Source organism: Paenibacillus sp. LPE1-1-1.1 (assembly GCF_040676435.1).
Lineage (GTDB): Bacteria > Bacillota > Bacilli > Paenibacillales > Paenibacillaceae > Pristimantibacillus.
Map to the genome: position 1 here is coordinate 701,237 of NZ_JBEGHY010000001.1, position 26,656 is coordinate 727,892.

Here is a 26,656-nt window from a genome sequence, read left to right on the forward strand (position 1 = left end):
TAAAGTACCTACTCAATACTACTATTTTACAGTACTTCCTTTCCCGTGCACAAACTTTTTCGCTACAAAAAAAATTGGAAGATCCCACAGGATCCTCCAACTTATGTCCTATATTTATTATCCTTTTGGTCTGACCACAAGCGCTGCCAGAAAGGAGAAAATTATAGCTGCAGAGATGCCGGCGCTGGTAACTTTAAAAATACCGGAAATGACGCCAATCCAACCTTGACTATGCAGCTCGGTCAATGCCCCGTGGACGAGCGCATTGCCGAAGCTTGTGATCGGAACGGTGGCTCCCGCTCCTGCGAACTTGACCAATGGCTCATATAAATCAAAGCCGTCAACAATGGCCCCGATAACCACCAGCGTCGCCATCGTATGCGCAGGCGTAAGCTTAAGCACGTCAAACATGAGCTGGCCGATTACGCAAATCCCTCCGCCGACTAGAAAGGCCCATAAAAAAATCATACTGTTTTACCCTCCTTTTGCGCTAATGGCGACAGCATGCGCGATACAAGGAATACTCTCCCCTTGCTGGAACGAGAGCGGTGACAGCAAGGCGCCAGTAGCAACAACTAAAATTCGCTTTAATTCACCCTTTTTGATTCGTTTAAGCAAATGCCCATAGGTCACTACGGCAGAACAGCCGCAGCCGCTTCCTCCAGCCTGCACCTTTTGCTTCTGCACGTCATATACCATCAGGCCGCAATCGCTGAAGACCGTATCATTCATGGGTACCCCGTTTTTCAAAAGCAGCTCTTTCGCAATCGGATGCCCTACTCCAGCCAAATCGCCCGTTACAATTAAGTCATAATCGCTGGGCGTGCGACCGGTATCGTTAAAATGGGCTTGTATCGTATCGACAGCGGCAGGTGCCATTGCTGCTCCCATATTAAAAGGATCCGTAATTCCTAAATCGATGACTTTACCGATTGTCGCGCATTCAACGACCGGGCCGTTACCTTCCGCTGCGACGACGGCAGCGCCTGACCCCGTAACGGTGAACTGCGCCGTAGGCGGCTTCTGAGATCCGTATTCGGTTGGATAACGAAATTGCTTCTCCGCGGTACAATTGTGGCTGCAGGTTCCCGCAAGCACATGCGTACCTGCTCCGGAATTCACGAGCAATGAAGCGAGCGCAAGAGTTTCCATCGATGTGGAGCAGGCGCCAAAAACGCCGATGTAAGGAACACCGAGCGAGCGAGCCGCGAAGCTGTTGCTTATGATTTGGTTCATCAAATCTCCGCCAATAAAAAATTGAAGCTGATCACGCTGTATGCCTGCATTTTGTATGGCAAATTCGGATGCTTGCTCAAGCAGGAGCCGTTCCGCCTTCTCCCAGCTTTTCTGCTGCATATCAAGTTCGGGATGTACGAGATCAAAATCAGCCGCGAGCGGTCCCTCTCCCTCGTCAGGACCGACCACGGTTGCTTCGCCAATAATAACCGGGCGCTTCTCAAACCACCACGTTTGCTTCCCACGCAGCATATTACTGACCCCCAGTACCAAGTATGAGATGGGCAATTCCGACGAAAAAAGCAGCTACTGTACCAAAAACGATGACGGATCCCGCCAGCTTAAACATATTTCCGCCTACGCCGAGCACAAGTCCCTCGCTTCGATGCTCCAAGGCTGCCGAACACATCGAGTTCGCGAACCCGGTCACGGGAACAGCGGAACCCGCACCGGCCCATTGCGCGATTTTGTCATACACGCCGAGACTCGTCAGTATAACGGATATTAAGATAAGCGTCGCAACCGTGGGGTTGCTTGCTGCTTCCTGACTCATTCCCATCAAATGAACGTAAAGCTCTTGAATGGCTTGTCCAAGCACGCATACTGCTCCGCCAAAAACAAATGCCTTCAAACAGTTTCCCAAAATCGATCTTGGCGGCTCCATGGATTTCGCGAAAGATTGATATTCCTTCGGCGACATCGCCATTTTTTTGTAGTTATTTCGGCTTTTGCTTTTTGTAGCCACTGCGCCATCCTCCTTTTCCGGCACGGTATCTCGTTAGGCATAAGCTCGAGGTTCCGTATCCGCATTACTTTCTTCCCGTTCATTATTTGTAATAGGAGGAAGCAATATTCCAGCAAAAAAAGGATTGTCTCAGACGAACATCCGTCTGGGACAATCCTTTTCTCAAATTAAAATCGCTAGCAATAAAAGAACGAGCAATACATACAATACAAGCACAAGTATGCTCAATAAATAACGCTGCCGTTTTTTCGACACAAGCGCTGCTCCCCTCACATCGGGCTTATAACTACAACATATGCCAAATACCCAGCAGGAGAGCTTGTTTAGATCGAATTTTCTAGGCAAAACCTAATCTTCAATGATCATAACGCCTTTCGCAGCAAGGCTGTGCTTGCCGTTAACAGGCTCGCCCGTCAACATTTCGGGACGCGGCTCAGCGCCCAGCTCGATCTCTGCGGCCTCTGCGTTATGGTTCAATATAAAGGTGTACGATTTGCCGTCCTTGCTTCTGCGCGTGACTTCCACGCCGGAAGGCGCTGCCAGTAACGGTTCGATGCCTTTATCTTTGCAAAGATTGCCAAGCAGCGCTTGAAGGAAATGCTGATCAGGGCTGGAAGCGATATACCAAGCTTCCCCTTTGCCAAATTTATTGACGGTAACTGCCGGCATGCCTTTGTAAAAATCAGAGCCGTACTCCGCAACAACCTCCGCGCCTTCGGAGTGAATCAAATCGCATAACAAGCTGCAGGTATAAGTGCCGCTTAAAGCGCCGTCAACTTTCTTCATAACCATTTGATTTTGTTGGCCCGGGAGCAGCGCGTCGATTTCTTCCGCCCAAATGCCAAGGACCTTGCGAAGCTTGCCCGGGTAGCCGCCCGTCGTTACCAGATCATTTTCATTGACGATGCCGCTGAAGAAAGTGGTAATGAACGTGCCGCCCCGCTCAACGAATGCTTCAACCTTCTCGGCAAAGCCGGGCTTAACCATATACATAACCGGAGCGATCACCAAGTCATATTGGTCGAGCTGTTCTTCGACGCTGATCATATCGGTTTGAACATTGAGCTCAAACAGCGCGTCGTAATATTTATGGACTTCATCTACGTATTTAAGCGCAATGCTAGGTCCGCTCGAAAGCTCGACGGCCCAGCGGTTTTCCCAGTCAAAAACGATCGCTGCCTTCGCATCGATCCGTGAATCGAGCAGCTTGTCTGAAAGCTTGGTAAGCTCATGCCCCAGCTCTGCGCATTCGCGGAAAACACGTGTGTGCTCATGCCCAACATGCTCGATGACTGCGCCATGGTATTTCTCGCAAGCACCGATAGAGCGGCGAAGCTGGAAGAACATGACCGTATCCGCTCCATGAGCGACCGCTTGATAGCTCCAAAGACGCATTACGCCGGGACGCTTCAAGGCATTGTAGGCCTGCCAGTTCTGTTGGCTTGGCGTTTGCTCCATCAGCATAAACGGCTGTCCGCTCTTAAGGCCGCGCATTAGCGCATGCGTCATAGCCGTAAAGCTAACAGGAGTGTCTATGGAAGGATAGTTATCCCAAGAAACAACGTCCAAATGCTTTGCCCATTTAAAATAATCAAGCTCCGGATAAGTGCCCATTAAGTTGGTCGTAATTTGAATATTAGCCGAATGCTTGCGAATTTCATCGTATTCGATTAAATAACAGTCAAGCAAAGCATCCGATTGGAATCTGCGGTAGTCAAGCGAAATGCTTTGGAAGTTGGTGCGGTTTCCTCCCCACTCCTCGCTTAGCGCATTGGGAGGTACAATCTCATCCCAATCATAGAACGTATGTCCCCAAAAACTCGTATACCATGCTTTATTCAATTGCTCAATCGTGTTATAGCGCTTTTGAAGCCATACGCGGAAAGCGTCGGCGCAGTTGTCGCAGTAGCAATAACCGCCGTATTCATTCGAAATATGCCATGCAACAAGCGATGGGTGGTCTTTGTACCGCTCAGCTAATTTGCCGGCGATCAGCTTCGTGTATTTACGGTATGTAGGGCTGCTAGGACATGAATTGTGGCGCCCGCCGAATTTACGCTTGCGGCCGTCATAGTCAACGCGGGTAACATCAGGGTAACGCTTAGCCATCCACGCTGGATGAGCCCCCGTGCTCGTAGCAAGGCAGACAGCAATATTGTCGCCGTGAAGCCTGTCGATAATTTTATCCAGCTCGGAAAAATCATAGGATTCCTCGCCCGGCTGAATGCGGGCCCATGAGAACACGTTAACAGTCGCAACGTCGATGTCCGCAAGCTTAAACATGCGAAGATCCTCCGACATCGTTTCATCGTCCCATTGCTCCGGATTATAATCGCCGCCATACCAAATTTTCGGAAGTTTATTATTTATCATGTTATTGTATTTCTCCTTTCATTCTACGCATATTGAGAACGAGTGAAGAGAGCTCATCAAATGAGCTCTCTCCTTCCTCGCCTATTTTAAACCTATTTGGACCAAAGCGCCACGCGGTCTTGCACCATTTTTGTAAACTCGGCATTCAATTTTGCTACGTCTGCATCTTCAAGATCTTTCAGGAATGCATCGTAGACTTTGTCGAAGTCCGCTGGTTTAGCAAGAATAGCTTCTGGAATTCGTTTTTTCATAATATCTTGCGTTTTTTGGAAAATAACGTTTGCTTGGGAGCCTGTTTCGAAAGGAAGCGTCCAAGCTGCGCCGTATTTACGCTCTGGGAATGCGTCGTCAGCAGGCCACAGATCTTTGTACGTCGTCGCATTGTATTTCGCAAGCGTCTTTTTGTCTTCTTCGGAATAAGCCGTTTGGATTTGCTCCGGGAATGTCGTTGTATAGTAGTTTCCGGATGGATCCTTCACGCCGTCACCGTAACGAGCGGATAGCAAATAGTTGCCGATACCCGTAGTTTTCTTGAATGTGTTGTTGTCATTAGACTTTTGAGCTTGAACATCCGCAGGAATGACGCGTTTGCCGTCTTCTACGTTATAATGTTTGCCTTCGATACCCCAGTTAACGAGTACCTGACCTTCATCGGAAGCAAGGTAATCAAGGAATTTAATCAAACGTACAGGATCTTTAGCGTTCTTCGTAATACCGATTCCGTAGCCGGAGAGGTAGCCCGTGCCTTGGAACGAGTGATCTTGGAACGTTTCATTCAACGTTACAGGGAAACGGGCATAAGTCGCTTTGAAGTTGCCTGCTGCTTTCAGAGCGTTTTCTGCATCGCCGTAGTCCCAGTTCTGATCGATTAGACCAAGAACGCGGCCGGAAGCGACTTTCGCTTTGTATTGATCGTATTTTTGAACGAAGCTTTCTTTGTCAAGAAGGCCGATATCGTTCATGTGGTTCAGCCAACGGAAATATTCTCTTTCCTCTGGACGTTGGTAGTGCATGATCGCTTCATGCGTTTCTTGGTTAACGTAGAATTCACCGTCATCAGGAGCGCCAGTAGCATAGAAAGCAGGGTTTGTTACGGAAATCAGAATTTGCCACTCGCCGCCGTTAAGCGACATGCCGATTGTCGGTTGGCCGTCTGCCGTTTTTGGGTTTTTCTCAATGTAAGCTTTGATTGCTGCTTCATAATCTTGAACGGTTTTGATTTCAGGGTAACCTGCTGCTTCAAGCACTTGGTGCTGCAATTGGAAGCCGCCGCCTGCTTCAAAATACGTTTGTCCTACGCCGTCTTGCGGAAGCATGTAAATTGCATCGTCATCCTCGCTCCAGCGAAGGCGGTTGAAGTATTCGCCGTAAACCTTTTTCAGGTTCGGCGCGTGCTCCTCGATCAATGGACGAAGGTCAATCATTGCGCCGGCATCAACCAATTTGCCTGCGCTGCCTTTTGGCATAACAAGGTCCGGATAATCGTCGCTTGCCACCATTAGTGCGAACATATCGGAATCGGTTCCGCCAACAGGAAATTCCTGTTTAATTGTGATACCTGTTTTTTCTTGAATAAATTTACCGACATCGGATTGCATGTCATCCCAGTTCGGGTTGTTGTCTCCTGATGCTACACGAATGGTAATCGGTTCTGCAGCTGCGCCTTCGTTTGCCGAATTGGTCGCTTCATTCGTCGTACCGTTGTTCGTGCCGCCTTCGTTATTCGAGTTGCCACATGCGGTGACGAATACGAATACAAGTGCCAACATTAAGCTTAGTGCCATCTGCATCTTTCTTTTCATTGCTGGAAAGCCTCCCTTTTTTCTTGTACGTACGTGATAAACATGTATATAACAGGATACCTGCTACTACCAAATTTAGCTTTTTACAGCCCCAAGCGTCATACCCTTCACGAAATACTTCTGAAGGAAAGGATATACCATCAGGATTGGAACGGTAACGACAATCGTAATCGCCATCTTAATGGATTCAGGTGAAACCGATGCGATCGCCTGCTGCGCATTCGGGTCGCGGTAATTACTGCCCGTTTGCGTGGACAGCAGCACCTTCATTAGTTCGTACTGCAGCGTCGTGTTCTCAGGGCTCCGATTGTTGAACAAGTATGTGTCAAACCAGGAGTTCCAGTGTCCGACTGCAATAAACAAGGCAATGGTTGCGAGTACTGGCTGGCAAAGCGGAAGGATAACCTTCCAAAATATGGTCCAATCATTCGCGCCGTCGATTTTGGCAGACTCTTGCAGCGCATACGGGAGTCCGTCAATGTAGGAGCGGACAACGAACACGTTCCAAACGCTGAGAAGTGCAGGAATGATATAAACTGAGAAAGTGCCGATCAAGCCAAGATTTTTCATAAGCAGGAAGCCTGGAATCAGGCCGCCCGTGAAATACATCGTCAAGGCGAATACGACTGACATCCATCTTCTAGCTTGGAAATCGGGACGGCTTAGCGTGTAAGCCATCATCGATGCGGATAGTACGCCGATTGCTGTACCGATTACTGTACGCAATACGGAGTTTTTAAAGCCGACAAGCAACCCGTCGAAACCGAATATCGTTTCATAGTTTTTCAACGTAAATTCACGAGGGTATATGGTTAGACCGCCTCTTACCGTATCCACAGAATCATTGAATGATATAGCGAGTACGTTGAGGAACGGATATAACGTTACGATTGCAACGATCGTCATGAATACAAAGATGAAGGTATCGAATATTTTGTCGCCCGTATTTCTTTTGATAGTTCCTTGCATATGCGTTTCCTCCTATATGATTGATTCTTTGGTGACTCGTTTGTATATTCCGTTAGCGATGAACACTAATAGGATGCTGACTACGGAGTTAAAGATACCGATGGCCGTACCATACGAATATCGGCTCATTTGAATACCGTACTTGAGCGCATACAGGTCGAGCACCTCTGAGTAATCGGATACGAGAGGATTGCCTAGCAAAAACTGTTTTTCGAAGCCAATGCTTACCAAATGGCCGATCGATAGGATGAATAGCACCATAAAGGTTGTCCGGATACCCGGCAGCGTGATATGCCACATTTTGCGGAACCGGCCTGCGCCGTCAACCGTCGAAGCTTCATAAAGCTCTGGATCAATTCCTGCCATAGCCGCTAGGAATATGATCGAGTTCCAGCCCATTTCTTTCCACAAATCGGAAAGCGTTACAATGCTCCAGAACCACTCGCCTTTGGCCATAAACTGTACCGGCGCATCAATAATGTTCAGGTACATCAGCAATTGGTTGATGGCACCGCCGTCAGTCGACAGCATTTTGGATACGAGCCCCGCCACAACCACCCATGATACGAAGTGAGGTAAATAAGAAATGGTTTGAACGGAACGCTTGAAGAACTGTCCTCTCATTTCATTCAGCAATAATGCGAAGATAACCGGTACGGTGAAACCTACAATTAATCCCATCGTACTCATGGCCAGCGTATTCCGCAAAACGATATAGAATCTTTCGTCCTGGAACAACTCTATGAAATTATCCAGCCCTACCCACTTCTGATCCAATATAGAGTTTTTTGGTTTATAATTTTGAAAAGCGGTAATCCAGCCCCATACCGGCACATAGCTGAATATGAATATCCAGATGACGAATGGCAATGACATCAAATACAAATAACGCTGCTGGAATGCTTTGAACCAGAATCGGTTCTTTTTGTTTGTCGTCCCAATTTTCGGGCTACCTTCTGTTAGCGGTTTCATCGCTGCTCCTCCTATTGTTTTTGCTTCCTGCAAAAACGTCGTTCGTAAGCTTCCTCTTTGTATGTGTAGCTTACCCTCTCTTATCTGTACTTATCATAAACGATGAGGGCCGCTCTCTTAAACCCGGTAAATTAGCTCTAAAATCATATCAAAATACGTACTTTCAAGCGCTTTCATAACCAATGGTTATAAAGTTGAAACGCAAAAATAACGCCTATAGCGCCGGCTGCTCCATGAGCATGGCGGTATAAGCATTATTGGACTATAGCTATCTTTCGAATCGCAGCCAAAAGCTAATCAGAAATCGATTTGCCTGAAATACTCTTAAAGGAAGAAGGAGAAACGCCTTTATACTTTTTGAATTTGCTATGGAAGTAATCGACATTCGCGTAGCCGACGCGTTCTGAGACTTGATGCACCTTAAGACCTTCCTGCAGCAGCTCGATCGCATGCTGAATGCGCACTTGATCCAAATACGTGTTGAAATGTTCGCCGGTATAGTTTTTGAACATTTTGCCCAGATAACCGCTGTTGTAATTAAATAGCTCAGCCAGCGTCTCCAGCTTAATATTCTCGCTATAGTGGCGTTCAATAAAATCCGTCATCTGCTTCATGACTGACAAACTGTCGGATTTCCCGATCTTTGCGGTCAGATCCAACAAGCGCTGCTGCAGCTGAACGATCATTTCTTGATAGTGATGGGCAAGATACAGTGCGGTAATCAGGGATAGATCCTCCTGCATCGAAACTTGCGGGTTTGAAATCGTTGCTTTATTTAGTACAATCGTCAACAGCTGCGCCCAGCTTGACTTTACGAATTGCTCCGACGTACCCCGTGCGCAAATTTGATCAGACGCCTCTTGAATGGCTTTATCTACGCCGTCCTTGCTCCCGATATCAATCATGTAATAAAGCTTCTGCGCCAGCGTATCAATCGGCAGCTCCTCTTCCTGCACGGGCGCCGATTGTTTCGCATCAGCGGATTCGGCAGTGAAATGAATATGTTGTCCCTGCAGCATGAAACGCTGTTTAAGCAGGCCTCTCACCGAATGGACATAATGCAGCAGCTCTTTCGGTTCGCGTACCGGATCACTGGCAACCGCAGCAAATCTAACCTTCGGACCGCAGCATTCTTCTATCCAAAGCTTCATTTGCTCTTGCGAGCCGTCTTGCAATAAATAGTCCTTCAGCAATATGCCTACGTACGGCTCTGCGGAGAAGGCCCAACCGATTTGCTTTTGCGTCACGATATCCGAGAGCTTCTTCTTAAGCGTGGCATTCATCGTCAGGGAATGCTCCCGGCTGTACAGCTCGATCAGCAGCAGCTGATAATATTTCGCCGGTTCACCCAATAAGGCTTTTAGTTCTTGGCTCCCGGCTGCCTCCGTGTCGAATTTCCCGGCTGCAAGCTGCTGAAGCATTTCCTCCCGCAGCAGTACGGTCGTCTGCACGGAATTTTGCTGCTGCTCGGATTTATTTTTGAGCTGGCCCGCTATTCGCTCGACATTGCTCTCCAGTTCGTCCTCGTCAATCGGCTTCAAAATATAACCGTCCACATTATGCGCAATCGCCTGCTTGGCGTAATTGAATTCCGCATACCCGCTCAAGATCAAGAAATGGCAGACCCCGTCTGTTTTTCTTATTTCCTCAATCGCTTGAAGCCCGTCCATACCCGGCATGCGAATATCTATTAATATCAAGTCGGGTGCAAGCGATGCGTGCTTTTCTACCGCTTCTCTTCCGTTCGAAGCGATTCCCACGACCTTAAATCCGTATTTGTTCCAATCGACTAAGGTTTGCAGCCCTTCCCGAATCATTGGTTCATCGTCGACGATCAATACTTTATGCATAAGGATGACCCCCTATCGGAATTTCAAACGCGATTTTTGTTCCGGCTCCCAGCTCGCTTTCAATCTTCAAGCCGATTCCGTCTCCATAAATCATAACGAGCCGTTGGTGGACATTCCGCAGTCCTATACGATATTCTTCCTCTTCTTCCATGTCGTGAAGCGAGGCATTGATTTGCTTGATTTTATCTTCGCTGATCCCCACGCCGTTATCCGAGACCTCTATGCGGAGCATCTGATCGATTACTTTCGTCGTCAACAAGACAAAGCCGCCTTCCGCCATATTTTCCAAACCGTGCACGACCGCATTCTCGATAAGCGGCTGTATGATAAGCGGCGGAATTTCAGTTTCCTGCCCGGTTGGATCGATCTCCAGGCGGAAGGTAAGGCGTTCATTCCCGTATCTGAATTTTTGGATTTCCAAATAGCAGCGCACGGTTTCCAGCTCTTCCTTCAGGGCGATTTTTCTCGTGCCGATTTCTAAGTTTCGGCGGATCATTTTGCCCAGCATGCGAACGATCGAAGAGATTTCGGTCTCGCCCTTTATATGTGCCTTCATGCGAATCGATTCGAGCGCATTAAACAGGAAATGCGGGTTGATTTGGCTGGCCATCATCTTAAGCTTAATCTCTTTTTGCCTGAGCTGAAGCTGGGCTTGCTGCATGTGCGAATCTGCGACCTCGTCCATCAAGCCCCGGATGCTGACCACCATGTTATTAAATTGCTTGGATAAAATGCCGATTTCGTCATTGCCCGTCACATGGGAAATCACGTTGAGATCGCCCATCGCGACTTTGTTAAGATCCTTGTTCAACACAAGCATCCGTTTCGCCAAAATGGTTGAAAAAATATAGATCAATATGAAAGCGATAACCAGACTCAGCATAATGATGCCGAAGCCGAGCAAGCTGATACGGTTAGCCCCGCTTACGATGCTGTCAATCGTAAAAACAGACACGATTTTCAGTCCGTTATGGCTGGATTCGGGAAGCAAATCCTCGATGACGATTTTGGAAGGCTTGCCATCGTATTTAAATTCGTAGGTTCCCTCCGCTTTATCCGTCAATTGGCTGGCAAAGTCAAGCTCATCGATCTTCTTGCCTACCCACTTCGGGTTTTTTGCCGCAATCATATAGCCGTTATCATCAATAATCATCGTATCAAAGGGCTCTTGGCTGATCATCGCATTTAATTCATCTTGATTGACGTCGATAACCAGCACGCCGCTTGTCCGATAGGTAGGAAACGAAATCTTGCGGATGAGGCTCAAATAATTGCGTCCGCCCTTCGTCTCATCAGCAATATAGGCCCAATGAATGCCGTCATGTTCCATGGCTGATTGATACCAAGGCAGTTCCTTTGTCGTCTCCGTCAGCTTCAGAAATTCCCAATTGTCTAATATCGACATGTTGGACGTATAGAAGCGAATATTGTGGATTTCACTATACTGCGTGATATAGTCGCGGAAATCCCGATACTCCCAAAATGCTTTCACGACTTCAAAGGTGGAATTGTAATGCGTGTTGACGACGTTCGTTAAGCGGCTGTCGACAAGCAGCTTATCTGAAATCCCAATCGGCATGCGAATGATATCCATGGTTTGTTTTTTTACCCGTTCCACGTTATTCGTAATTTGCTGGGTCGCTTGATCCAGCACGTTCTGGCGAAAAGCAACGGTAAGAAAAATACCAACGATCAGCACAGGCACGAATACGACGAGGATAAACGAAAAAATCAGCTTTTTTTTGATACGAATATTGTTCATTTTAAGTGCAAGCGCTCTGATGCTCATCATCATATAGGCTGCTCCTCCTTCACCAAGGAAAGCGTTTACTTTTTTAATCTCAGTTTGAAGCATCCTATATTATAAAGCGGGTATAGTTGCATTCATACATGGCTTATTCGTTATTTTATCATATAAAAATTAGACATTACTGTCCGCAATTTCACTTTATTAAAAAAAACCGCTCTGATTAGAGCGGAATACGGTAAGACGAAAGCTGTTCGACGATATGCTCGCCTTTGTTGTAAACCCACTTAAATACAAAATCATCGCCTGAATAGCTTGTTTTGCTGCGAATATCCGGGAGGATCACCGATTGGAAATTTTCCAAAATGATCTGCTGGAGCGAATCGAGACGCTCTTTATTCTGCTCTAGCTGCGATTCCGCCTCCTCCGCCGATTGCGCGGTTTGCATGAAATACGCGAGGTCTGCCTCCCTGTCGCTGACTCCCTCCGGAAAAGGGTGGCCCGAGCCCCGGAATATTTCTTTTACCGTATCGATCCAGTCCTTGTATAAGTTGATTACGATTCCATTTTTCACGACGTTAAGCTCCTCTGCCGGTGGTAATTGCTCCTTTTAAGGATAAAGAAGGCTTCCTAAAAAAGCAACCGCGGCCTAACATGCGGAAAAAGCAAAAAAACGAAGCTGTGCCAATGGCCTCTTTCGGCCTATGGCACAGCTCCGCTCGTCGCCTGGATCTATTCTATTCTTGGATGCGGAATCCGCTAAGTTTCACGCTTCCCTTTAAGCCGATAACCAAATCTCCCTCGGACTTCGCGTCCGGCAGTTCGATTCGAACGTTTTGCCACTCTTGCTCCCCGCTCGCATCAACCGGGCAAGAGCCGATAACCGCCGAATCCAATCCGCCGATTCGAATGGTTAGCTCGCCGCCTTGTTCACCGCCGCTAACGCGGGCTTCGAATACGGCGGATCCGTTCGACCAATCAACGTCGGCGAATTTGATCCAGCCTTCCGCCTGCGACAGCCGTACCGCCGTGCCGCCTTCCTTGCTCTCATCCAAATAAACATTGGCGTAATCGTCATAATTTTCTGCACGGGTCTGCTCGGATAGATTGCGCGCCGGGATAATCTCGCCATCGATTCGAATGGAGGCAGAAGCTTTCACGTCAGCGGAGGAACTGCCTGCGCTGAACGTGTACTCCGCAGCTTCCAGGCAGAAGCGGTCACGCGTGACATCCCAAAGGGCCAGCTCTTCCGCGGGAACGATGAGCTGAACATCCTTCGTCTCGCCCGGCTGCAGCGTAATGCGCGTAAAGCCGACCAGCTTCTTCAACGGACGCGCCACTCTCGAACCTTCCGTACGGACATACAACTGAACAACCTCATCGGCTTTCAAGCCGGACGTGTTCGTCACCTGAAGCTGAACCGTTACGCTTCCGTCAATGCTCACGGCATCGTTTGTAATCTCCAGCGCACTATACTGGAAAGAAGCATAGCTGAGACCATAGCCAAACGGATACAAAGGCTCTCCGTCAAAATACAAATACGTCCTTTTCCCCTTCAAAATATCATAATCCATCAGATCCGTCAGCTGCTCCTCCGATTTGTACCAGGTCATATTCAGGCGTCCCGCAGGGGAGTAATCGCCGAATAGAACGTCTGCGATGGCGTTGCCAAGCTCCTGCCCCGCATGAGACAAATAGATAATCGCCGGAATTTGCTCATTAACCGCATTCAGCGTAAACGGATAACTGCCGATTACGACAACGACCGTATTCGGATTCGCGGCGTACACTGCGCTGATCAATTCATTTTGAGAAGCGGCAAGATCAAGGCTCGGACGGTCAATTTCTTCCTTGCCGTTAATTAGCGGATTATTGCCCACGACGACGATCGCCGTTTCCGCTACCTTGGCTGCGGCTACCGCCTCAGCGATACCATCCGCTATCACGTCTTTCGTAAACAGCTCGGTTGCTCCGATTTCCGCAGCCTCCGTCACTTGAAGCGAATCCGCGCCGCCGCTCGGAGCAGTAACCAGTCTGCCGTTCCATGTGCGAATCGCGAATTGATTATCGGATTGCTCATCCAGCTTAAATACTTCCTTCACATACCAACCGAAGGCTTCGCTCGCTGCCGCAGCGATATTCACGTCATCAGCGCTTGTCAGCAGCTTGCCATTCGTCTTGCTTTCTAGCGTAAAGCTTCCCCAGCCCCAATCGGATACCTCGAACGTTTCTCCTGCTACATCCGAACCGCCCGCCTGCAGACGGCTTTCGTTGTCAGCTGAAGCGCTAAGCGCTTTGCCGTTAGCCGCTGATTTCAATACGACGCGGTCATTTCCGCTGCTGTAAGAGACCGTTTTACCGGCCAGCTTGCTTTGGATGCCTTCAAGCGGTGTGACTTTATACGGAAGAGAACCGGAATACCAGTCACGGTAAACAACGTCGGCAAGCGGTCCGATTACGGCTACGTGATTTAGCTTCTCTTTGTCCAAAGGCAAAGTCTTATTCTCATTCTTCAGCAATACGATGGACTCGCGTGCAGCCTGCAGCGACAGCTCGCCATGCTCAGGGGCGCAAAGCTTCGATTCCGGCATATTCGCGTATGGATTCTGGTCGGCCGGATCGAATTCGCCAAGGCGGAAGCGAACGCGGAATGTGTTGATGAGCGCTTTGTCCAAATCCTGCTCCGTCAGCAGCCCTTCGGCCAAAGCCTCGCGAATGGCGGCGCATGATTTTTCCTTGTCATCGGTAATGCTGTCGATTCCCGCTTTGATGGAATGCGCAACGGCATCTTTATAGGATTCATAATATTTATGATCGTTGACGATTCCGAGAAGATCACCCGCATCGCTTACGATGAATCCGTTCATGCCCCATTCTTCTTTTACCACTTTGTTCACGTCTTCATGCAAAATCGTCGGCGTGCCGTTAACCGAATTGTACGAGGTCATCATGGAATGCGCGCCGCCCTTAACGAAAGCAGGCTTAAACGCGGCTTGGTAATATTCCTTCATATTGCGCGGGTCAATGCTTGCCGAGCAGCTGCCGCGATTGATTTCATTATTATTGCCGATAAAATGCTTCAAGGTAGCTACGGCTTTGAAATAAAGCGGATGATCGCCTTGAATGCCTTGCACGAGCGATGCCGTCAGCTCGCCAGTCAGCTTCGGATCCTCCCCGTATGCTTCCTCCGTCCGTCCCCAGCGCGGATCACGCTCCATATCAACGGTCGGCGCCCAAAGGGTCAAGCCGTTAATGGCAGGGTTGCGCTGAAAATAGACGCGCGCCTCATCGCCGATAACGGAGCCTACCTCTTTGAGCAGCACGGGATTCCAAGTACAGCCCAGCCCGATCGGCTGCGGGAACGTCGTCGCTTCGCCCAGCCAAGCCATGCCGTGTGCAGCTTCCGTTCCGTGCTTGTAAGGCTTTACGCCTAACCGTTCGATTTCAGGCTGATACTGGACCATGGAATCGATTTTCTCATCGAGCGTGAACCGGGAAACGAGGTCGGTTACCCGTTCTTCCAGCGGCAGCTCTGTATTTTGAAATGGGAAATGCGTATTCGTTGTCATTAAGGTTACTCCCCTTCTATAGTTGCAGGTATGATGCTGTACCATTCGTTAACAGCGGTCTTGAACGGCTTGGACCCGTCAATGACGGTGCCATCCGCGGCTTGAATTCGGATAGCTTCTTTGGAATGAAGTCTGCATACCGATCCATGGGTGGAATAAATCCGGCCTCCTGCCAGCTTTCCGTCAGCCCATCCGATCTCAACGACAAAACCCCCTCTTGCCTTGATGCCTTTGACAGAACCGCTCGGCCAAGCTGCAGGCAGCGCCGGCAGAAGCTCGATGCTGTCCAAATGGCTTTGCAGCAGCAGCTCGGCGATACCGGCCGTTCCGCCAAAATTGCCGTCAATTTGAAACGGCGGATGGTCATCGAACAAATTCGGATGCGTCGAGCGCGCGAGCAGCGTATGAATAAAGCGATACGAGGACTCTGAATCCTGAAGCCGCGCGTAGAGGTTAATGAGCCACGAACAGCTCCAGCCCGTATGGCCTCCCCCGCTCCGTATCCGGCTTTCCAGCGACAGCCTGCTTGCTTCCACGAGCTCCGGCGTCGCTTTTGAATTAATGGTCGTACCCGGATATAAACCGAACAGATGCGAGACATGGCGATGCCCGGGCTCATGCTCTTCGAAATGCTCATGCCATTCCTGCAATAAACCGTTTGGAGAAATCTGCAGCGGAGGAAGCTTGCGCTTTGCCTCTTCCAGCCGCTGAACAAAGGAATCATCCAGCTGCAGCAGCCCCGCCGCGATGAGGCAGTGATCAAACAGCTCACCGATTAAGGTAATATCCATGGCAGACGATTCCGCTACGCTGCTTGCCTCGCCCTGCGAAGTCAAAAACTTGTTCTCAGGCGACGTGGAAGGCGACGTCATCAGTTGTCCGTCTTCGTTTTCCTGCAGCCAATCCAAACAAAATAACGCCGCTCCCTTCATGAGGGGATAAGCTTTCTCCCTTAAGAAAGCTTCATTCGGATTATATAAATAATGCTCCCACAAATGCTGCGTCAGCCAAACGCCGCCCAGCGGCCAGAAGGCCCAGCTCGGATGGCCTGCGGTCGGTGTCGATGTCCGCCAAAGATCGACATTGTGATGCGCTACCCATCCCGCGCTATCGTAATGAATGGCTGCCGTGCGTGCGCCGGTCTCGCTAAGCTCGTCGATCAGCTTAAGCAAAGGCTCATGGCATTCGCTCAAGTTAGCCAGCTCGGCAGGCCAATAATTCATTTGCGTATTTATATTTGTTGTATAATCGCTGTTCCACGGCGGCTGCACCCGGTCATTCCATATTCCCTGCAGATTGGCCGGCTGTGTGCCGGGACGGGAGCTGGCCATGAGCAAATATCGGCCATATTGGAAATACAAAGCTTCAAGCTGGGGATCCTGCTCGCCGCGCTTATACGCTTCAAGACGCTCGTCTGTCGGTAACAGCGCATTCGGAGTTTGACCTAAATCGATGCTGACCCGCTGAAATAATTCGCGGTGATCCCGAATATGCCTCTCTCGCAGCTGATCATAGGTGTAACTCAATGCCGCAGTAATCACCTTGTTATTTCTCTCGCTTAACTCTGCCTCGCTCTTGATCGGCGGTTGATCGAATTTCTCGAAGCTCGTCGCTGCGCTGAGCAGAAAAGCAGCCGTACGGGCGCCCTGAATCTTAAGTTGGTTATCTTCGCTAATCGTTACATGACCGCCGTCAACGATGACCTGCAGCTTGGCCTGAAAAGTAATGCCTCGGTTGTCCTCATACTGCACCGCTCTTGGATGGTCGCCCCAGTAATTGTCAGCCACATGGCTCGGACAGCGTCCGTGCAGGACGATCGCCCCGCCTGACGCAGAAGAAAGAGTGTACTGTACCGATGCTTGCAGCGAAGCCGTAAGCTCCAGCCTCTGATCGCCGTTCGCTTCATATCTGGCGCACATCACCTGATCGACCGCGCTTATGAATATCTCGCGCATAAATTCCGTTTGCCCGACTTGAAACCGCGTAGAAGCGATCCCTGAGTCAATATCAAGCCTGCGGACATAATCTTCCGGCCGACTATTATTTGCAGAAAAATGCTGCTCAACGTACCAATCGCCCATAGGCTGGTAGGATTCCGTATTCGTCCCAAGCATTTTCGCTTCTATAAGCTGCTCTGCTTCAACGAATCGTTTTTCCTTGATTAATTCCCGTGAGCGCTTTAAATAGCGCAATGCCTCGTAATTGTTCGTATCGCGCGGAAAGCCCGACCACAACGTATCTTCATTTAATTGAACGCGTTCCTTATCCACGCCGCCAAATACCATGCCGCCCATTCGGCCATTGCCGACCGGCAGCGCTTCTTCCCACCGGGAAGCCGGCTGCTTATACCAAAGGTTCAACGGATGTCCTTGCTCTGACCCATAGCTCATATTGTTGGTCTCCTGTTATCTCTCTCGACTTAATAAAATAAAAAAACGCTTATTATCCATCATAACGGAATATACCTCTCGTACAGTACCCATCAGATTTCATAAAAATTCATATGGAAATTAGCGCTTGTCCGGTGCAGGAACGCAAAAAGACCGAAGAACAAAAAAATCGTTGCAAGCACCTGCCGATGCCTACAACGATTTCGATCGAGAATGGAGAAAACCGATTATACCTTTACAAGCCAGCTGCTCCGAATACCTTGTCAAATCCGGCTTTGGAGCGCTGAATGAGCTCCTCCGGTGATTGCGCTGGCGCTTCAGCCGTTAAAATCTCCTGCGATACGGCTCCTTTGTAGCCGATTTTCGCAAGCGACTGCAGGAATCCCGCCAAATCAATAACCCCTTCGCCAGGATAGATTCGGCCATTATCGAGCGCTTCTTCCACAGGAACATTTGGCGCGTCATTAATATGCACATGCACGATTTGATCGGCGCGGAGCGCTTCAATATCCGCAGTAGTCAACTCGTTCGTATACCAATGATAAGCATCGAACAACAAGCCGACATTGCTCTCGCCAATCGCGTCAATCCACTCCAGCGTCTCCTCAAGCGTCCAAATAAACGGGTTCGCCCAGCGAGTGCGCAAATGATGGGGTCCAACGAACTCCAGCCCCAGCCGAATGCCGTAAGCCCCTAATATTTGCGCACAGGTACGCAGCCTGCGCGTGGCGAGCGCCATGAAACGCGCTGCTTTCAAATCCGTTGACGGCAGGATATAAGTGCAGCAGCTTGTGCAGCCTAGAGCCGCCGCTGCCGCAGCAGCGCTTGCCAGCTTCTCTAAACCTTCGAGAAAAGCCTCTTCGGTCGTTCTCCATTCAACAGGCAGTCCGATCGATCCGATCACCAAGCCGTTGTTCGCTAGAAGCTCGCGTGCTTTCTCCACGCCATGGCGTTCGATTAGCGATCCCGCATCTAAATCCACGGCTTGGAAGCCGTATGCGCCAGCAAGCTCGATGAGGCGCTCATCGCTCTCAATGCGTCCAAGCCCTGCGCCGGTTAAACCTCTCAGCATTTCATGTCCTCCTCTAATTTCATATCGAATATTATTGCTTTAAATTCCAATCCAGCTTTACTTCATTGCCCGTGCGGGATGATTCGTAAATGGCATCAAGCACCAGGTTGTTCGTAAAGCCTGACAGCACGGAAGTAATCGGCTGTTTGCCTTCACGGATGCACGCCAGGAAGTGGCGGCTCAAACGCGCGCGCTCTCCCTCGTCATTATCCGGTTTGCTCAACACGCTTTCAATAGGACGGTCGAATTTTTCAGTAAGCAGCTTGCCTTCGGAACCGCGGTAGCTGGCTCCTCCTTCGGAACCCATGACATGGATGAACGGGGAATTGTCCGTATCTATATGTACAGCCCAGCTAACTTCCAGCGACAGCGTGCTGCCGTCTTCCATTTTAATTAGCGCGGTTGCCAAATCTTCCACATCATAAGTCCCGTCCCAATCCGGCGTACCCCATGTGCCGATGCCTTTGCGGTTTGGACCAAATTCTGCATAGGTTGAGCCATAAACCGAAACCGGCTTAGGATTGCCCATTAAGTACAGCGCAAGGTCAAGCATGTGAACACCGATGTCGATTAGCGGGCCGCCGCCGGATTGCTCCGTTTGCGTAAACCATGTGCCCCAGCCCGGGATGCCTTTGCGGCGGAACCAGCCGGTTTTTGCCGAATAGATTTTCCCAAGCTCGCCCCGCTCGATTTGCTCTTTGATCTGCATCGCGATAGATTCCCAACGCATTTGATGCGCAACCATAACCACGCGGTCCGATGCTTCGGCAGCATGCAAAATTTGGCGTGCGGCTTCGCTGTTGATGCCCATCGGCTTCTCCAAAAGCACATGCTTGCCTGCAGCCAGCGCCTGTACGGCCAGCGGGGCATGAAACTGGTTAGGTACGCCAATAATAATTGCATCGATATCCGAACGCGCGATCAGTTCGTCATTTGTAGCGATTACATTTTCAATGCCGTACTGCTTCGCCAGCTTCTCCGCACGCGCCAAATCCAGATCGGTTACCGCCGTAATGACGCAATCATCGCCCAGCTTCGAAAATTCGCCTGCATGGACATTGCCGATATTACCCGCGCCGATAATACCTATTCTTGTTTTATTTTCTGTAGACATGAAGATTCCTCCTACGTTTTTTATAAGACAAAGTCCGTTTTATAAGCATTGATTTTGCTAACGCCCGATCTCGTTATTTATGTTAGAATAAACGGGATTGGAAATCGTGCTTGTTTTTCGTTAAATGTCTCAGTTTTTCGGAGGATATCAACCATTCATGACTTACATACCTGATTATCTGAAAACGTATCCAAATATGAATACCTCTTCGCCTCTCCACATCAGCTTGAACCGGCTCTATCACGGCTTTCGTCCGCACCGTCATGACTTTCTGGAATTCTCGTATGTCGTCGACGGCAGAGGCTCCGAATCTATCAATGATGCCAGGCATCAAATGCTGCCAGGCACGTTTACATTCGTATTGCCCTATCAGGTGCATGAGCTCTTTACGGAGCCCGGAAGCACCTTGGTCTTGTATAACTGTATGTTCAGCATGGATTTATTGATGGAGCCTGGCCAAGATGAGGGCTTATTGGATTTGATTGACCAGAATACGCTGCCTCCGTTCGCTCAGCTAAGCGGCGCCGGCAATGAACGGATGAAGCAGTTGATCGAGGAGATGTTCCAAGAGTATGAGGGGAAAGAGCCTTGGCGCCGCACGATGCTGCAGGTAAAGCTAAAGGAAATCTTGGTTTGCTTCGACCGGTACCGCCGGAGAGAGGAGCCTCTAGCGGACATCTCGAAGCATGCGTCGAGGTCAAGCGCCTCCATTTGGCCAATCATTCATTATATCCATCGCCATTATCAGGACGAGCTTGCGCTTTCGGACCTTGCAAGCCGCTTTTCCCTAAGCGTTTCCCGGATCAGCGAGGTAATTAAGCAGACAACGGGACAGACCTTTGTTCATTTCCTCCATGATTTGCGCCTGCGGCATGCGTGCAGCCTGCTTGTTTCTACGGATATGAGTGTCGCCGAAATCGCGCTCGAGGTCGGCTACGGTTCCTACAAAACGTTTTCACGTATTTTTCGCGAAACAAAGGGCGTCGTTCCAAAGGATTACCGTAAAATGAAGCTTAGCCAGGAGACGCTGGTACAACAATAGCTTACTTCCATAAACAAGGGCTGCCCCAAGTAGATTTTTCTACTCGCGTGGCAGCCCTTGCGCTGTTATGTGTTTAATCGAAAATAGACAAAACCACGAATATAATGGCTAGCAATACGTAAATGACTAGCGACACCACCATTAAAGTCCGCTTACTCACAGCGCTACTCCCCTTCCAGCACCGATTAGGCTATACACCATTATTGTATGTGTGCGGGGACAACGCGGAAATTGTCCAAGTGAGAAAAAACGTCCTCCTATGGCTTCTGGTCTAAAGGAGCCTGCCTTACCTTATTCGCCTTGCGCATCCAGCGGCTTATAAATCCTTGGTTCCCATATACCGTTTGAGCTACTTGTGTGCCTCGGCTTTCCGATCGGAAGGCAGCAGGATCGTAAGCATGCCGAGCAGCGGCAAATACGAGGTGCAGCGGATAACGAACTCGATGCCCATGGCATCCGCCAAATTGCCGAGGATCGCAGAGCCAATTCCGGCAAGGCCAAATGCCATTCCGAAAAACACACCCGAGACAAGCCCGACCCTGCCCGGAAGCAGCTCGTTCGCATAAACCAAAATGACGGAGAAGGCAGAAGCCAATATTAGCCCCGCGCAGAAGATTAAAATGACTGAAAAGGTTAAGTTCGCATAAGGAAGCAGCAGAGCAAACGGCGCCGTCCCTAAAATAGAAAACCAGATTAAGCTGCGCCTGCTGAATTTATCCGCCAGCACGCCGCCAAGCAGCAGTCCGATGACATTCGCGGCGAGAAAGACGAACAGCACCATTTGCGCAAGGCTGACGGAAAGGCCAAAATGGGCAATTGCGTAAAAGGAATAATAGCTGCTGATCGCGGCGATGTATACATTTTTAGAAAAAACAAGAATCATGAGGATCGTAATCGCAAAGACGACCTTACCCGCAGATACGTTAAGTTTCGAGGCGGGCTTAGCCGCGTCCTTTTTTTGAACGGCGGGTGCGAGCGCAAGCTGTTTGCCGTACCATTTTGCCACGTTGAATTGTATAAAGATCCCGACCGAAACGACGAGAGCGAACCAGATGACCCCGCGCTGACCCGTATGCACGAACAGTACGGCCGTCATGATGGGCGCAAGCGACTGCCCGATATTTCCGCCAAATTGAAAAATGGACTGTCCCGTTCCTTTTTTCACGCCTGAAGCTAAATACGAAACGCGCGCGGATGCCGGATGGAAAACCGCCGAACCGATACCGATCAGCATCACCGCGGCCATCACCATCCAGAAGTGTGTAGCGTAGGAAAGCGCCGCCACGCCTCCCAACGTGAACAGCATACCGATTGGGAGCAGCATCGGCTTCGGATGCGAATCGGATAAAATGCCAATGACAGGCTGCAGCATGGCTGCCGTTATATTGATCATTAACGAGATCAATCCGATTTGCGCGAAGGTGAGGGATAGCGAATCCTTCAGGATCGGAAATAATGCAGGAACGACCGATTGAATCGTGTCATTAATTAAATGAACGAAGCTAATCGCAAACAATAACGGGTATATCGTCTTCGTAACAGACGGCGGCGCCGCAAGGGAAGCTTGGGTGCTTGGCATGGACAATGCTCCTTCCAGAATAGATATGATTTTGTGATATGCAATATATCGCATATTATATTTCCATTTTCGGTTAAAAGCAACAAAATATCATTTGCCCGGTCGTTTGCGTCCACCGTCTCCCCTGCGATATATTATATATTGATATATTTTCTAATTCGCTAATAAGATAACCACATCATATAAGGAGGGTCTCCGCTGCCTATTCCAACCGACTATTCATCCCCTGTCAGACTATCTGCCAAAGAGCGAACCTTGAGCCAGCTGCAAAAATGGATTATCGACGGCACGCTCCAGCCTGGAGAAAAGCTGAACGATACCGAGCTGTCCGAGGCGCTTGGCGTAAGCCGCACGCCGATAAGAGAAGCGTTTCAGCTGCTTGAGGTCCAAGGGCTGATCCAAACCTTTCCCGGCAAGGAAACACGCGTAACGACGCTGGAGAAAGATGATATCCTCAAGCTGTATGCTCCGCTTACGGCGCTTCAAGCATTAGCTGCGGAGCTCGCAGCCCAAAATGTGCAGCAGGAGCATATCGACCAGCTTCGGGCAATCAATGCCAGCTTCAACGAATATGTGAACAACGAGCAGCTCTATGAAGCAATGGAATATGATGAGGAATTTCATGAAACGATCTTGCTTATCGCGAATAACCCCCATATCTCATCCTTTTGCTCCTCCCTGCAAATGCATATCAGAAGGTATAAATATATCTTCATCAAGCGGCCGAATTGGGAGTCCCAAGCAGCCGTCGATGATCATGAAGCAATCATCAAGGCACTTGAAGCGAGTGATTCCGAAGCGGCTGCGCGATTAATGAAGCATAACCTTGAAAGACCGCTCGAGCATTTGGATAAAATGCTTCGCCCGCTTTAAAGCTTGTGCTTATCGTTCATAAACAAAAGGGATCAAGCAGCGGCTGCGCCTGCTTGATCCCTTTTTTTGCTGTCGCGATGACTTGCATCCTGCCATCGCCCTTTATTACAGCTATTTCGTTTGGAGAAAAGCTTGGAAATGATCTGAGCGCTGGCTGCCGCATGGACAGTCCTCTCTCATTCATTCTCGCTCAAAATAACGTGCTATCTCTATGATCAAAGCACCCATTCTTTCGATTTCCGGAACAACCATGCGTTTGACGCCGTATTCCTTCAGCGCTTCAGCCGTTACCTTGCCTACCGCGGCAGCGACAACCTGCTGCTCAAAGCATGCCAACAGCTGCTCCATTCGGCCTGCTTCGACCGCATGCCTGAACAAATAATGCACCTGAACCGCCGTTGTAAAGCACACCGTATCGACGGATCCTTCCGCAAGCTCTTCCATAAGCGTTGCCAAGGTATCTTCGCTTGGCGGAACATGTCTATATGGCAGCACCGACTCCACCTGTGACGCGCCTTTGCTTTCAAGAAAACTTACCAGCTCCGGCGCAGGTTCGCCATGAAGCTGGATCCAAACGCGCTGCCCGGAAAAATCATAGTCAGATAGGTTTTCTATGAGCCCCTGCATCGTTCCGTCATCATCGCTGACGACCGCCTTAAGCCCGTTCCGCTTCAAAAACGCTGAGGTTTTATACCCCCTTGTCGCGATCTTCGCTTCGGACAGCCGGGCAAGCACATCTTGCCCGAGCCCCAGCTTCTCAGCGGCGGCAACCAAACTGTCCGAACCCAGTCCCGTCGTCAAAATAACCCAGTCCGAGCCCAGCTCCGCGAAACTGCGCAGCGGTTTTTCCAGCTGTTCCTCTTCAAACATCGTTAATCCCTGCAAGGAGCGAATGATAGGAACTCCGCCCTGCTTCTCTATGATCAAGCCCATTTCATCCGTTTTCCGCGATCCGGCAATAACGACCCGTTTTCCCTGTAATCCGTTGATTCCCATATTATTCAAGCCACCGTACTTTCGGTAAATTTGCCTTAGTCGAGGTCATTATACCAAAAGGAGCTGCAATACGCATCCTTTATGTCAGATAGATGTCAGGCATTTTCCCATTGCTGCTTAAAAAAAATCTCATACACCCTGCAATATACAATTTTTAAGATCAAATAAACCGGAATAATTAGCAAAATTCCTAGAATGCCTGCAATGTCTCCGCCGACAAGCACTAACACGATCGTCGTCATGGGATGGATATCAAGCTGCTTGCCGAAGACGTATGGCGCAACTAAATTATCTTGAATCTGCTGGGATAACGTAATAATAACAATCGACCAGATGGCAATGGAAGGAGATTCGATGAATCCGATAATTACGATGGGTACGGAAGACAAGAATGATCCGATAAAAGGAATAAAGTTCAAAATGACTGCGACAACCGTCAGCAAAAGCGCATATGGCAGGTCGATGATAAGGAAGCCGACATACATGAATACGCCTAGCGCCAGATTCACAATGACACGGCCGACTATAAAGCTGCTCAGCATATGATCGATATCCTCCATCACTTCCGTTCCGTCCTTGCGAAACCTCTTGGGAATAAAGCTGACGATTTGTTCGCCAAACTTCCCGCCTTCCTTCAGCATGTAGAACAGAAGAATCGGAAAGGTGACGAGCGCAATCGCAAAATTAGAGAAGAACGTTAGCATGCCGGAGAAATAGTCCGTTAACAGCGTAAAGCCTTTGTTTAAATATTCGGTCAGCTTGGTTAACGGATTGGCGTTCTCCGGCAGGAAGGATGAAATAAAACTATTATGCTCCAGCTCTGCCACCTGCTCGCTTAAGGTGATGAACAGCGTAGGCGCGTTTTCAAGCAAATTCAACAATTGCGTCCGAAGCGATGGCCATACTCCTATACTGAAGACGACAAAGATAGCGGCAAAGGCCAAATAAATAAGTAAAACCGCAAAAGTTCGATTAACTTTTCGCCGTTCCATAATATTGACGAGCGGACGCAGCAAGTAATAGAAAAACCCCGCCAGCATAAGCGGAATGATAATCATGCTGAAAAGCGATAGCACCGGTTTGAAAATAAAATCGACGCGCGATCCCAAATAAATAATGATCAGTATTAAAATGATGGAAATACACCATCTGATAAACCGATTATGTCTGGCCATTTAATCACCTTCTTCTCCTTTTTAGATGGGCGGTTCATTTACGCTGCTTAATGTAATTCCCCCTAAGAACCAAACGTCTCCCCAAAAATAGGTTACACACCTCTTACCCGCTGCTGCCTAAGGTGAAACCTTGGCACAAAAAAAAAAGGATCGTATCAGGGACGGCTGCTCCCTAAGGCGATCCTTTTCTTATTTCGCAAACAGCTTTTCCGCATCATCAAGCGCCATACTATGGCCGATAGAAGAGTAATCGAGCCACTTCTGTCCGTCCAAAACATAGACATGATTGTTTTTCACGGCCTTCAAATTTTGCCATACCAAATTTTTCGCGAGCTCGTCAAATTTGGCTTTCGCTTCGTTCCCTTTGCTTATGATAACGAAAATCGCATCCGCATCAAAGTCCGGGAGCACCTCTTGCGAGATGACTGCATAAGGATCTTCCGTTATTTTTTCTACTCCTGTCGCCGGATGTAGAGCAAGATCCTCAAACATGATAGGTCCAACCGGCCGTTTCATTCCCATGACTCTCAGCTCCTTGGCTGTCATGCGAATAGCCATTACCTTCGCGTCTTCCCCCAGCTCCGCGTTGATTAAACCCTTTACCCGCTCTGCTTTTGCTGCGTATTCTTTAATGAACGCCTCGGCTTCTTTCTCTTTGCCGACCTGCTGTGCAATCCGCGTCAAATGGTCTCGCCAAGTGCCTTGCTCCATATCAATGCTGATCGCAGGCGCAATTTTCTCGAATTTTTCCTGATCGTCGCCGGAATAAATCTCATCCAAATAAATAACATCCGGCTTCAGCGCCAGTACGGATTCCATGTCCGGATCGGTGACTACGCCAAGCTTCGCAGAGCCTTGCAGCCGATCAGCGACATGGGGCAGAAAATCCTTAACATCGCCGCCAACTACCGAGCCTGCAGGCTTAATGCCGAGTGCGAGCAGATTATTCGTAATATGAATGGACATCGATGCAATTCTCGCATTCGCATCATGGGTGGTTGCTCCTTCCTCGGCAGCAGGCGCTTCGGATGGGGCTTGCGACGGCGTGTTCGTGCCGGATTCCGATTGATTGGATGCTGACGGCTTTCCGCATGCAGAAAGGACAACCATAAGCATTAGTACAGCAAACAAAGTAACCATTTTTCTGGTCAT

At 49.2% G+C, this 26,656-nt stretch carries 20 protein-coding genes; 2 read left to right on the forward strand and 18 right to left on the reverse strand.

Going from position 1 to position 26,656, the window contains the following annotated elements; all coding sequences use genetic code 11:
- Nucleotides 1-117: 117 nt before the first annotated feature.
- The 14 genes from spoVAE to MRBLPE1_RS03420 form a co-directional block, all read right to left on the reverse strand.
- Nucleotides 118-468: a stage V sporulation protein AE gene (spoVAE, locus tag MRBLPE1_RS03355; protein WP_308998461.1), complete on the reverse strand. Its 351-nt coding sequence runs from the start codon at nucleotides 466-468 to the stop codon at nucleotides 118-120.
- Nucleotides 469-474: 6 nt separating this feature from the next.
- Nucleotides 475-1,488, reverse strand: a complete 1,014-nt coding sequence (gene spoVAD, locus MRBLPE1_RS03360) for a stage V sporulation protein AD (protein WP_364141490.1) — start codon at nucleotides 1,486-1,488, stop codon at nucleotides 475-477.
- Between the two features lies 1 nt (nucleotide 1,489).
- Entirely contained in the window at nucleotides 1,490-1,942 is a 453-nt protein-coding gene (gene spoVAC, locus MRBLPE1_RS03365; RefSeq protein WP_364144464.1) for a stage V sporulation protein AC, read from the reverse strand.
- 387 nt (nucleotides 1,943-2,329) lie between these two features.
- Nucleotides 2,330-4,354, reverse strand: coding sequence for a beta-galactosidase (locus MRBLPE1_RS03370; RefSeq protein WP_364141492.1), 2,025 nt, complete (start codon nucleotides 4,352-4,354; stop codon nucleotides 2,330-2,332).
- A gap of 92 nt (nucleotides 4,355-4,446) precedes the next feature.
- Nucleotides 4,447-6,156 carry an ABC transporter substrate-binding protein gene (locus tag MRBLPE1_RS03375; protein ID WP_364141494.1) on the reverse strand — a complete coding sequence of 570 codons (1,710 nt, stop codon included), beginning with the start codon at nucleotides 6,154-6,156 and terminating at the stop codon, nucleotides 4,447-4,449.
- A gap of 75 nt (nucleotides 6,157-6,231) precedes the next feature.
- A complete protein-coding gene (locus MRBLPE1_RS03380) occupies nucleotides 6,232-7,125 on the reverse strand; it encodes a carbohydrate ABC transporter permease (RefSeq protein WP_364141497.1) in 894 nt (297 codons plus the stop codon).
- Between the two features lie 12 nt (nucleotides 7,126-7,137).
- Entirely contained in the window at nucleotides 7,138-8,097 is a 960-nt protein-coding gene (locus MRBLPE1_RS03385; protein WP_364141500.1) for an ABC transporter permease, read from the reverse strand.
- Nucleotides 8,098-8,390: 293 nt separating this feature from the next.
- Entirely contained in the window at nucleotides 8,391-9,947 is a 1,557-nt protein-coding gene (locus MRBLPE1_RS03390; protein ID WP_364141503.1) for a response regulator transcription factor, read from the reverse strand.
- Nucleotides 9,940-11,742, reverse strand: coding sequence for a cache domain-containing sensor histidine kinase (locus tag MRBLPE1_RS03395; protein WP_364141506.1), 1,803 nt, complete (start codon nucleotides 11,740-11,742; stop codon nucleotides 9,940-9,942). Before MRBLPE1_RS03395 ends, MRBLPE1_RS03390 begins: the two co-directional genes overlap by 8 nt.
- Nucleotides 11,743-11,917: 175 nt before the next feature.
- A complete protein-coding gene (locus MRBLPE1_RS03400; RefSeq protein WP_364141509.1) occupies nucleotides 11,918-12,268 on the reverse strand; it encodes a hypothetical protein in 351 nt (116 codons plus the stop codon).
- Between the two features lie 163 nt (nucleotides 12,269-12,431).
- On the reverse strand, nucleotides 12,432-15,263 hold the full coding sequence (locus MRBLPE1_RS03405) for a glycoside hydrolase family 3 C-terminal domain-containing protein (protein ID WP_364141512.1): 2,832 nt from the start codon (nucleotides 15,261-15,263) through the stop codon (nucleotides 12,432-12,434).
- A 5-nt stretch (nucleotides 15,264-15,268) separates the two neighbouring features.
- Nucleotides 15,269-17,653 (reverse strand): glycoside hydrolase family 95 protein, encoded by a 2,385-nt coding sequence (locus MRBLPE1_RS03410; protein ID WP_364141515.1) that lies wholly within the window; start codon nucleotides 17,651-17,653, stop codon nucleotides 15,269-15,271.
- Between the two features lie 235 nt (nucleotides 17,654-17,888).
- The gene (locus tag MRBLPE1_RS03415; RefSeq protein ID WP_364141518.1) at nucleotides 17,889-18,725 is read right to left on the reverse strand and encodes a sugar phosphate isomerase/epimerase family protein; all 837 of its coding nucleotides are present in this window, start codon (nucleotides 18,723-18,725) and stop codon (nucleotides 17,889-17,891) included.
- A gap of 31 nt (nucleotides 18,726-18,756) precedes the next feature.
- Nucleotides 18,757-19,839: a Gfo/Idh/MocA family protein gene (locus MRBLPE1_RS03420; protein ID WP_364141521.1), complete on the reverse strand. Its 1,083-nt coding sequence runs from the start codon at nucleotides 19,837-19,839 to the stop codon at nucleotides 18,757-18,759.
- Between the two features lie 157 nt (nucleotides 19,840-19,996).
- Between MRBLPE1_RS03420 and MRBLPE1_RS03425 the strand changes: the two genes are divergently transcribed.
- Nucleotides 19,997-20,881, forward strand: coding sequence for an AraC family transcriptional regulator (locus MRBLPE1_RS03425; RefSeq protein ID WP_364141523.1), 885 nt, complete (start codon nucleotides 19,997-19,999; stop codon nucleotides 20,879-20,881).
- 349 nt (nucleotides 20,882-21,230) lie between these two features.
- On the opposite strand, the gene MRBLPE1_RS03430 is transcribed toward MRBLPE1_RS03425, so the two are convergent.
- Nucleotides 21,231-22,460 carry an MFS transporter gene (locus MRBLPE1_RS03430; protein ID WP_364141526.1) on the reverse strand — a complete coding sequence of 410 codons (1,230 nt, stop codon included), beginning with the start codon at nucleotides 22,458-22,460 and terminating at the stop codon, nucleotides 21,231-21,233.
- 198 nt (nucleotides 22,461-22,658) lie between these two features.
- On the opposite strand from MRBLPE1_RS03430, the gene MRBLPE1_RS03435 reads away from it, so the two are divergent.
- On the forward strand, nucleotides 22,659-23,333 hold the full coding sequence (locus MRBLPE1_RS03435; protein ID WP_414698844.1) for a GntR family transcriptional regulator: 675 nt from the start codon (nucleotides 22,659-22,661) through the stop codon (nucleotides 23,331-23,333).
- Nucleotides 23,334-23,513: 180 nt separating this feature from the next.
- Here MRBLPE1_RS03435 and MRBLPE1_RS03440 read toward each other — a convergent pair whose 3' ends face one another.
- The 3 genes from MRBLPE1_RS03440 to MRBLPE1_RS03450 form a co-directional block, all read right to left on the reverse strand.
- On the reverse strand, nucleotides 23,514-24,329 hold the full coding sequence (locus MRBLPE1_RS03440) for a uroporphyrinogen-III synthase (protein WP_364141532.1): 816 nt from the start codon (nucleotides 24,327-24,329) through the stop codon (nucleotides 23,514-23,516).
- Between the two features lie 95 nt (nucleotides 24,330-24,424).
- The gene (locus MRBLPE1_RS03445; RefSeq protein WP_364141535.1) at nucleotides 24,425-25,504 is read right to left on the reverse strand and encodes an AI-2E family transporter; all 1,080 of its coding nucleotides are present in this window, start codon (nucleotides 25,502-25,504) and stop codon (nucleotides 24,425-24,427) included.
- Between the two features lie 189 nt (nucleotides 25,505-25,693).
- Nucleotides 25,694-26,656, reverse strand: coding sequence for an ABC transporter substrate-binding protein (locus tag MRBLPE1_RS03450; RefSeq protein ID WP_364141538.1), 963 nt, complete (start codon nucleotides 26,654-26,656; stop codon nucleotides 25,694-25,696).

Bases quoted from the DNA above. Each gene is read 5' to 3' on its own strand.
- spoVAE (WP_308998461.1), bottom strand. From the start codon at position 468: ATGATTTTTTTATGGGCCTTTCTAGTCGGCGGAGGGATTTGCGTAATC.
- spoVAD (WP_364141490.1), bottom strand. From the start codon at position 1,488: ATGCTGCGTGGGAAGCAAACGTGGTGGTTTGAGAAGCGCCCGGTTATT.
- spoVAC (WP_364144464.1), bottom strand. From the start codon at position 1,942: ATGGCGATGTCGCCGAAGGAATATCAATCTTTCGCGAAATCCATGGAG.
- MRBLPE1_RS03370 (WP_364141492.1), bottom strand. From the start codon at position 4,354: ATGATAAATAATAAACTTCCGAAAATTTGGTATGGCGGCGATTATAAT.
- MRBLPE1_RS03375 (WP_364141494.1), bottom strand. From the start codon at position 6,156: ATGAAAAGAAAGATGCAGATGGCACTAAGCTTAATGTTGGCACTTGTA.
- MRBLPE1_RS03380 (WP_364141497.1), bottom strand. From the start codon at position 7,125: ATGCAAGGAACTATCAAAAGAAATACGGGCGACAAAATATTCGATACC.
- MRBLPE1_RS03385 (WP_364141500.1), bottom strand. From the start codon at position 8,097: ATGAAACCGCTAACAGAAGGTAGCCCGAAAATTGGGACGACAAACAAA.
- MRBLPE1_RS03390 (WP_364141503.1), bottom strand. From the start codon at position 9,947: ATGCATAAAGTATTGATCGTCGACGATGAACCAATGATTCGGGAAGGG.
- MRBLPE1_RS03395 (WP_364141506.1), bottom strand. From the start codon at position 11,742: ATGATGATGAGCATCAGAGCGCTTGCACTTAAAATGAACAATATTCGT.
- MRBLPE1_RS03405 (WP_364141512.1), bottom strand. From the start codon at position 15,263: ATGACAACGAATACGCATTTCCCATTTCAAAATACAGAGCTGCCGCTG.
- MRBLPE1_RS03410 (WP_364141515.1), bottom strand. From the start codon at position 17,653: ATGAGCTATGGGTCAGAGCAAGGACATCCGTTGAACCTTTGGTATAAG.
- MRBLPE1_RS03415 (WP_364141518.1), bottom strand. From the start codon at position 18,725: ATGCTGAGAGGTTTAACCGGCGCAGGGCTTGGACGCATTGAGAGCGAT.
- MRBLPE1_RS03420 (WP_364141521.1), bottom strand. From the start codon at position 19,839: ATGTCTACAGAAAATAAAACAAGAATAGGTATTATCGGCGCGGGTAAT.
- MRBLPE1_RS03425 (WP_364141523.1), top strand. From the start codon at position 19,997: ATGACTTACATACCTGATTATCTGAAAACGTATCCAAATATGAATACC.
- MRBLPE1_RS03430 (WP_364141526.1), bottom strand. From the start codon at position 22,460: ATGCCAAGCACCCAAGCTTCCCTTGCGGCGCCGCCGTCTGTTACGAAG.
- MRBLPE1_RS03440 (WP_364141532.1), bottom strand. From the start codon at position 24,329: ATGGGAATCAACGGATTACAGGGAAAACGGGTCGTTATTGCCGGATCG.
- MRBLPE1_RS03445 (WP_364141535.1), bottom strand. From the start codon at position 25,504: ATGGCCAGACATAATCGGTTTATCAGATGGTGTATTTCCATCATTTTA.
- MRBLPE1_RS03450 (WP_364141538.1), bottom strand. From the start codon at position 26,656: ATGACCAGAAAAATGGTTACTTTGTTTGCTGTACTAATGCTTATGGTT.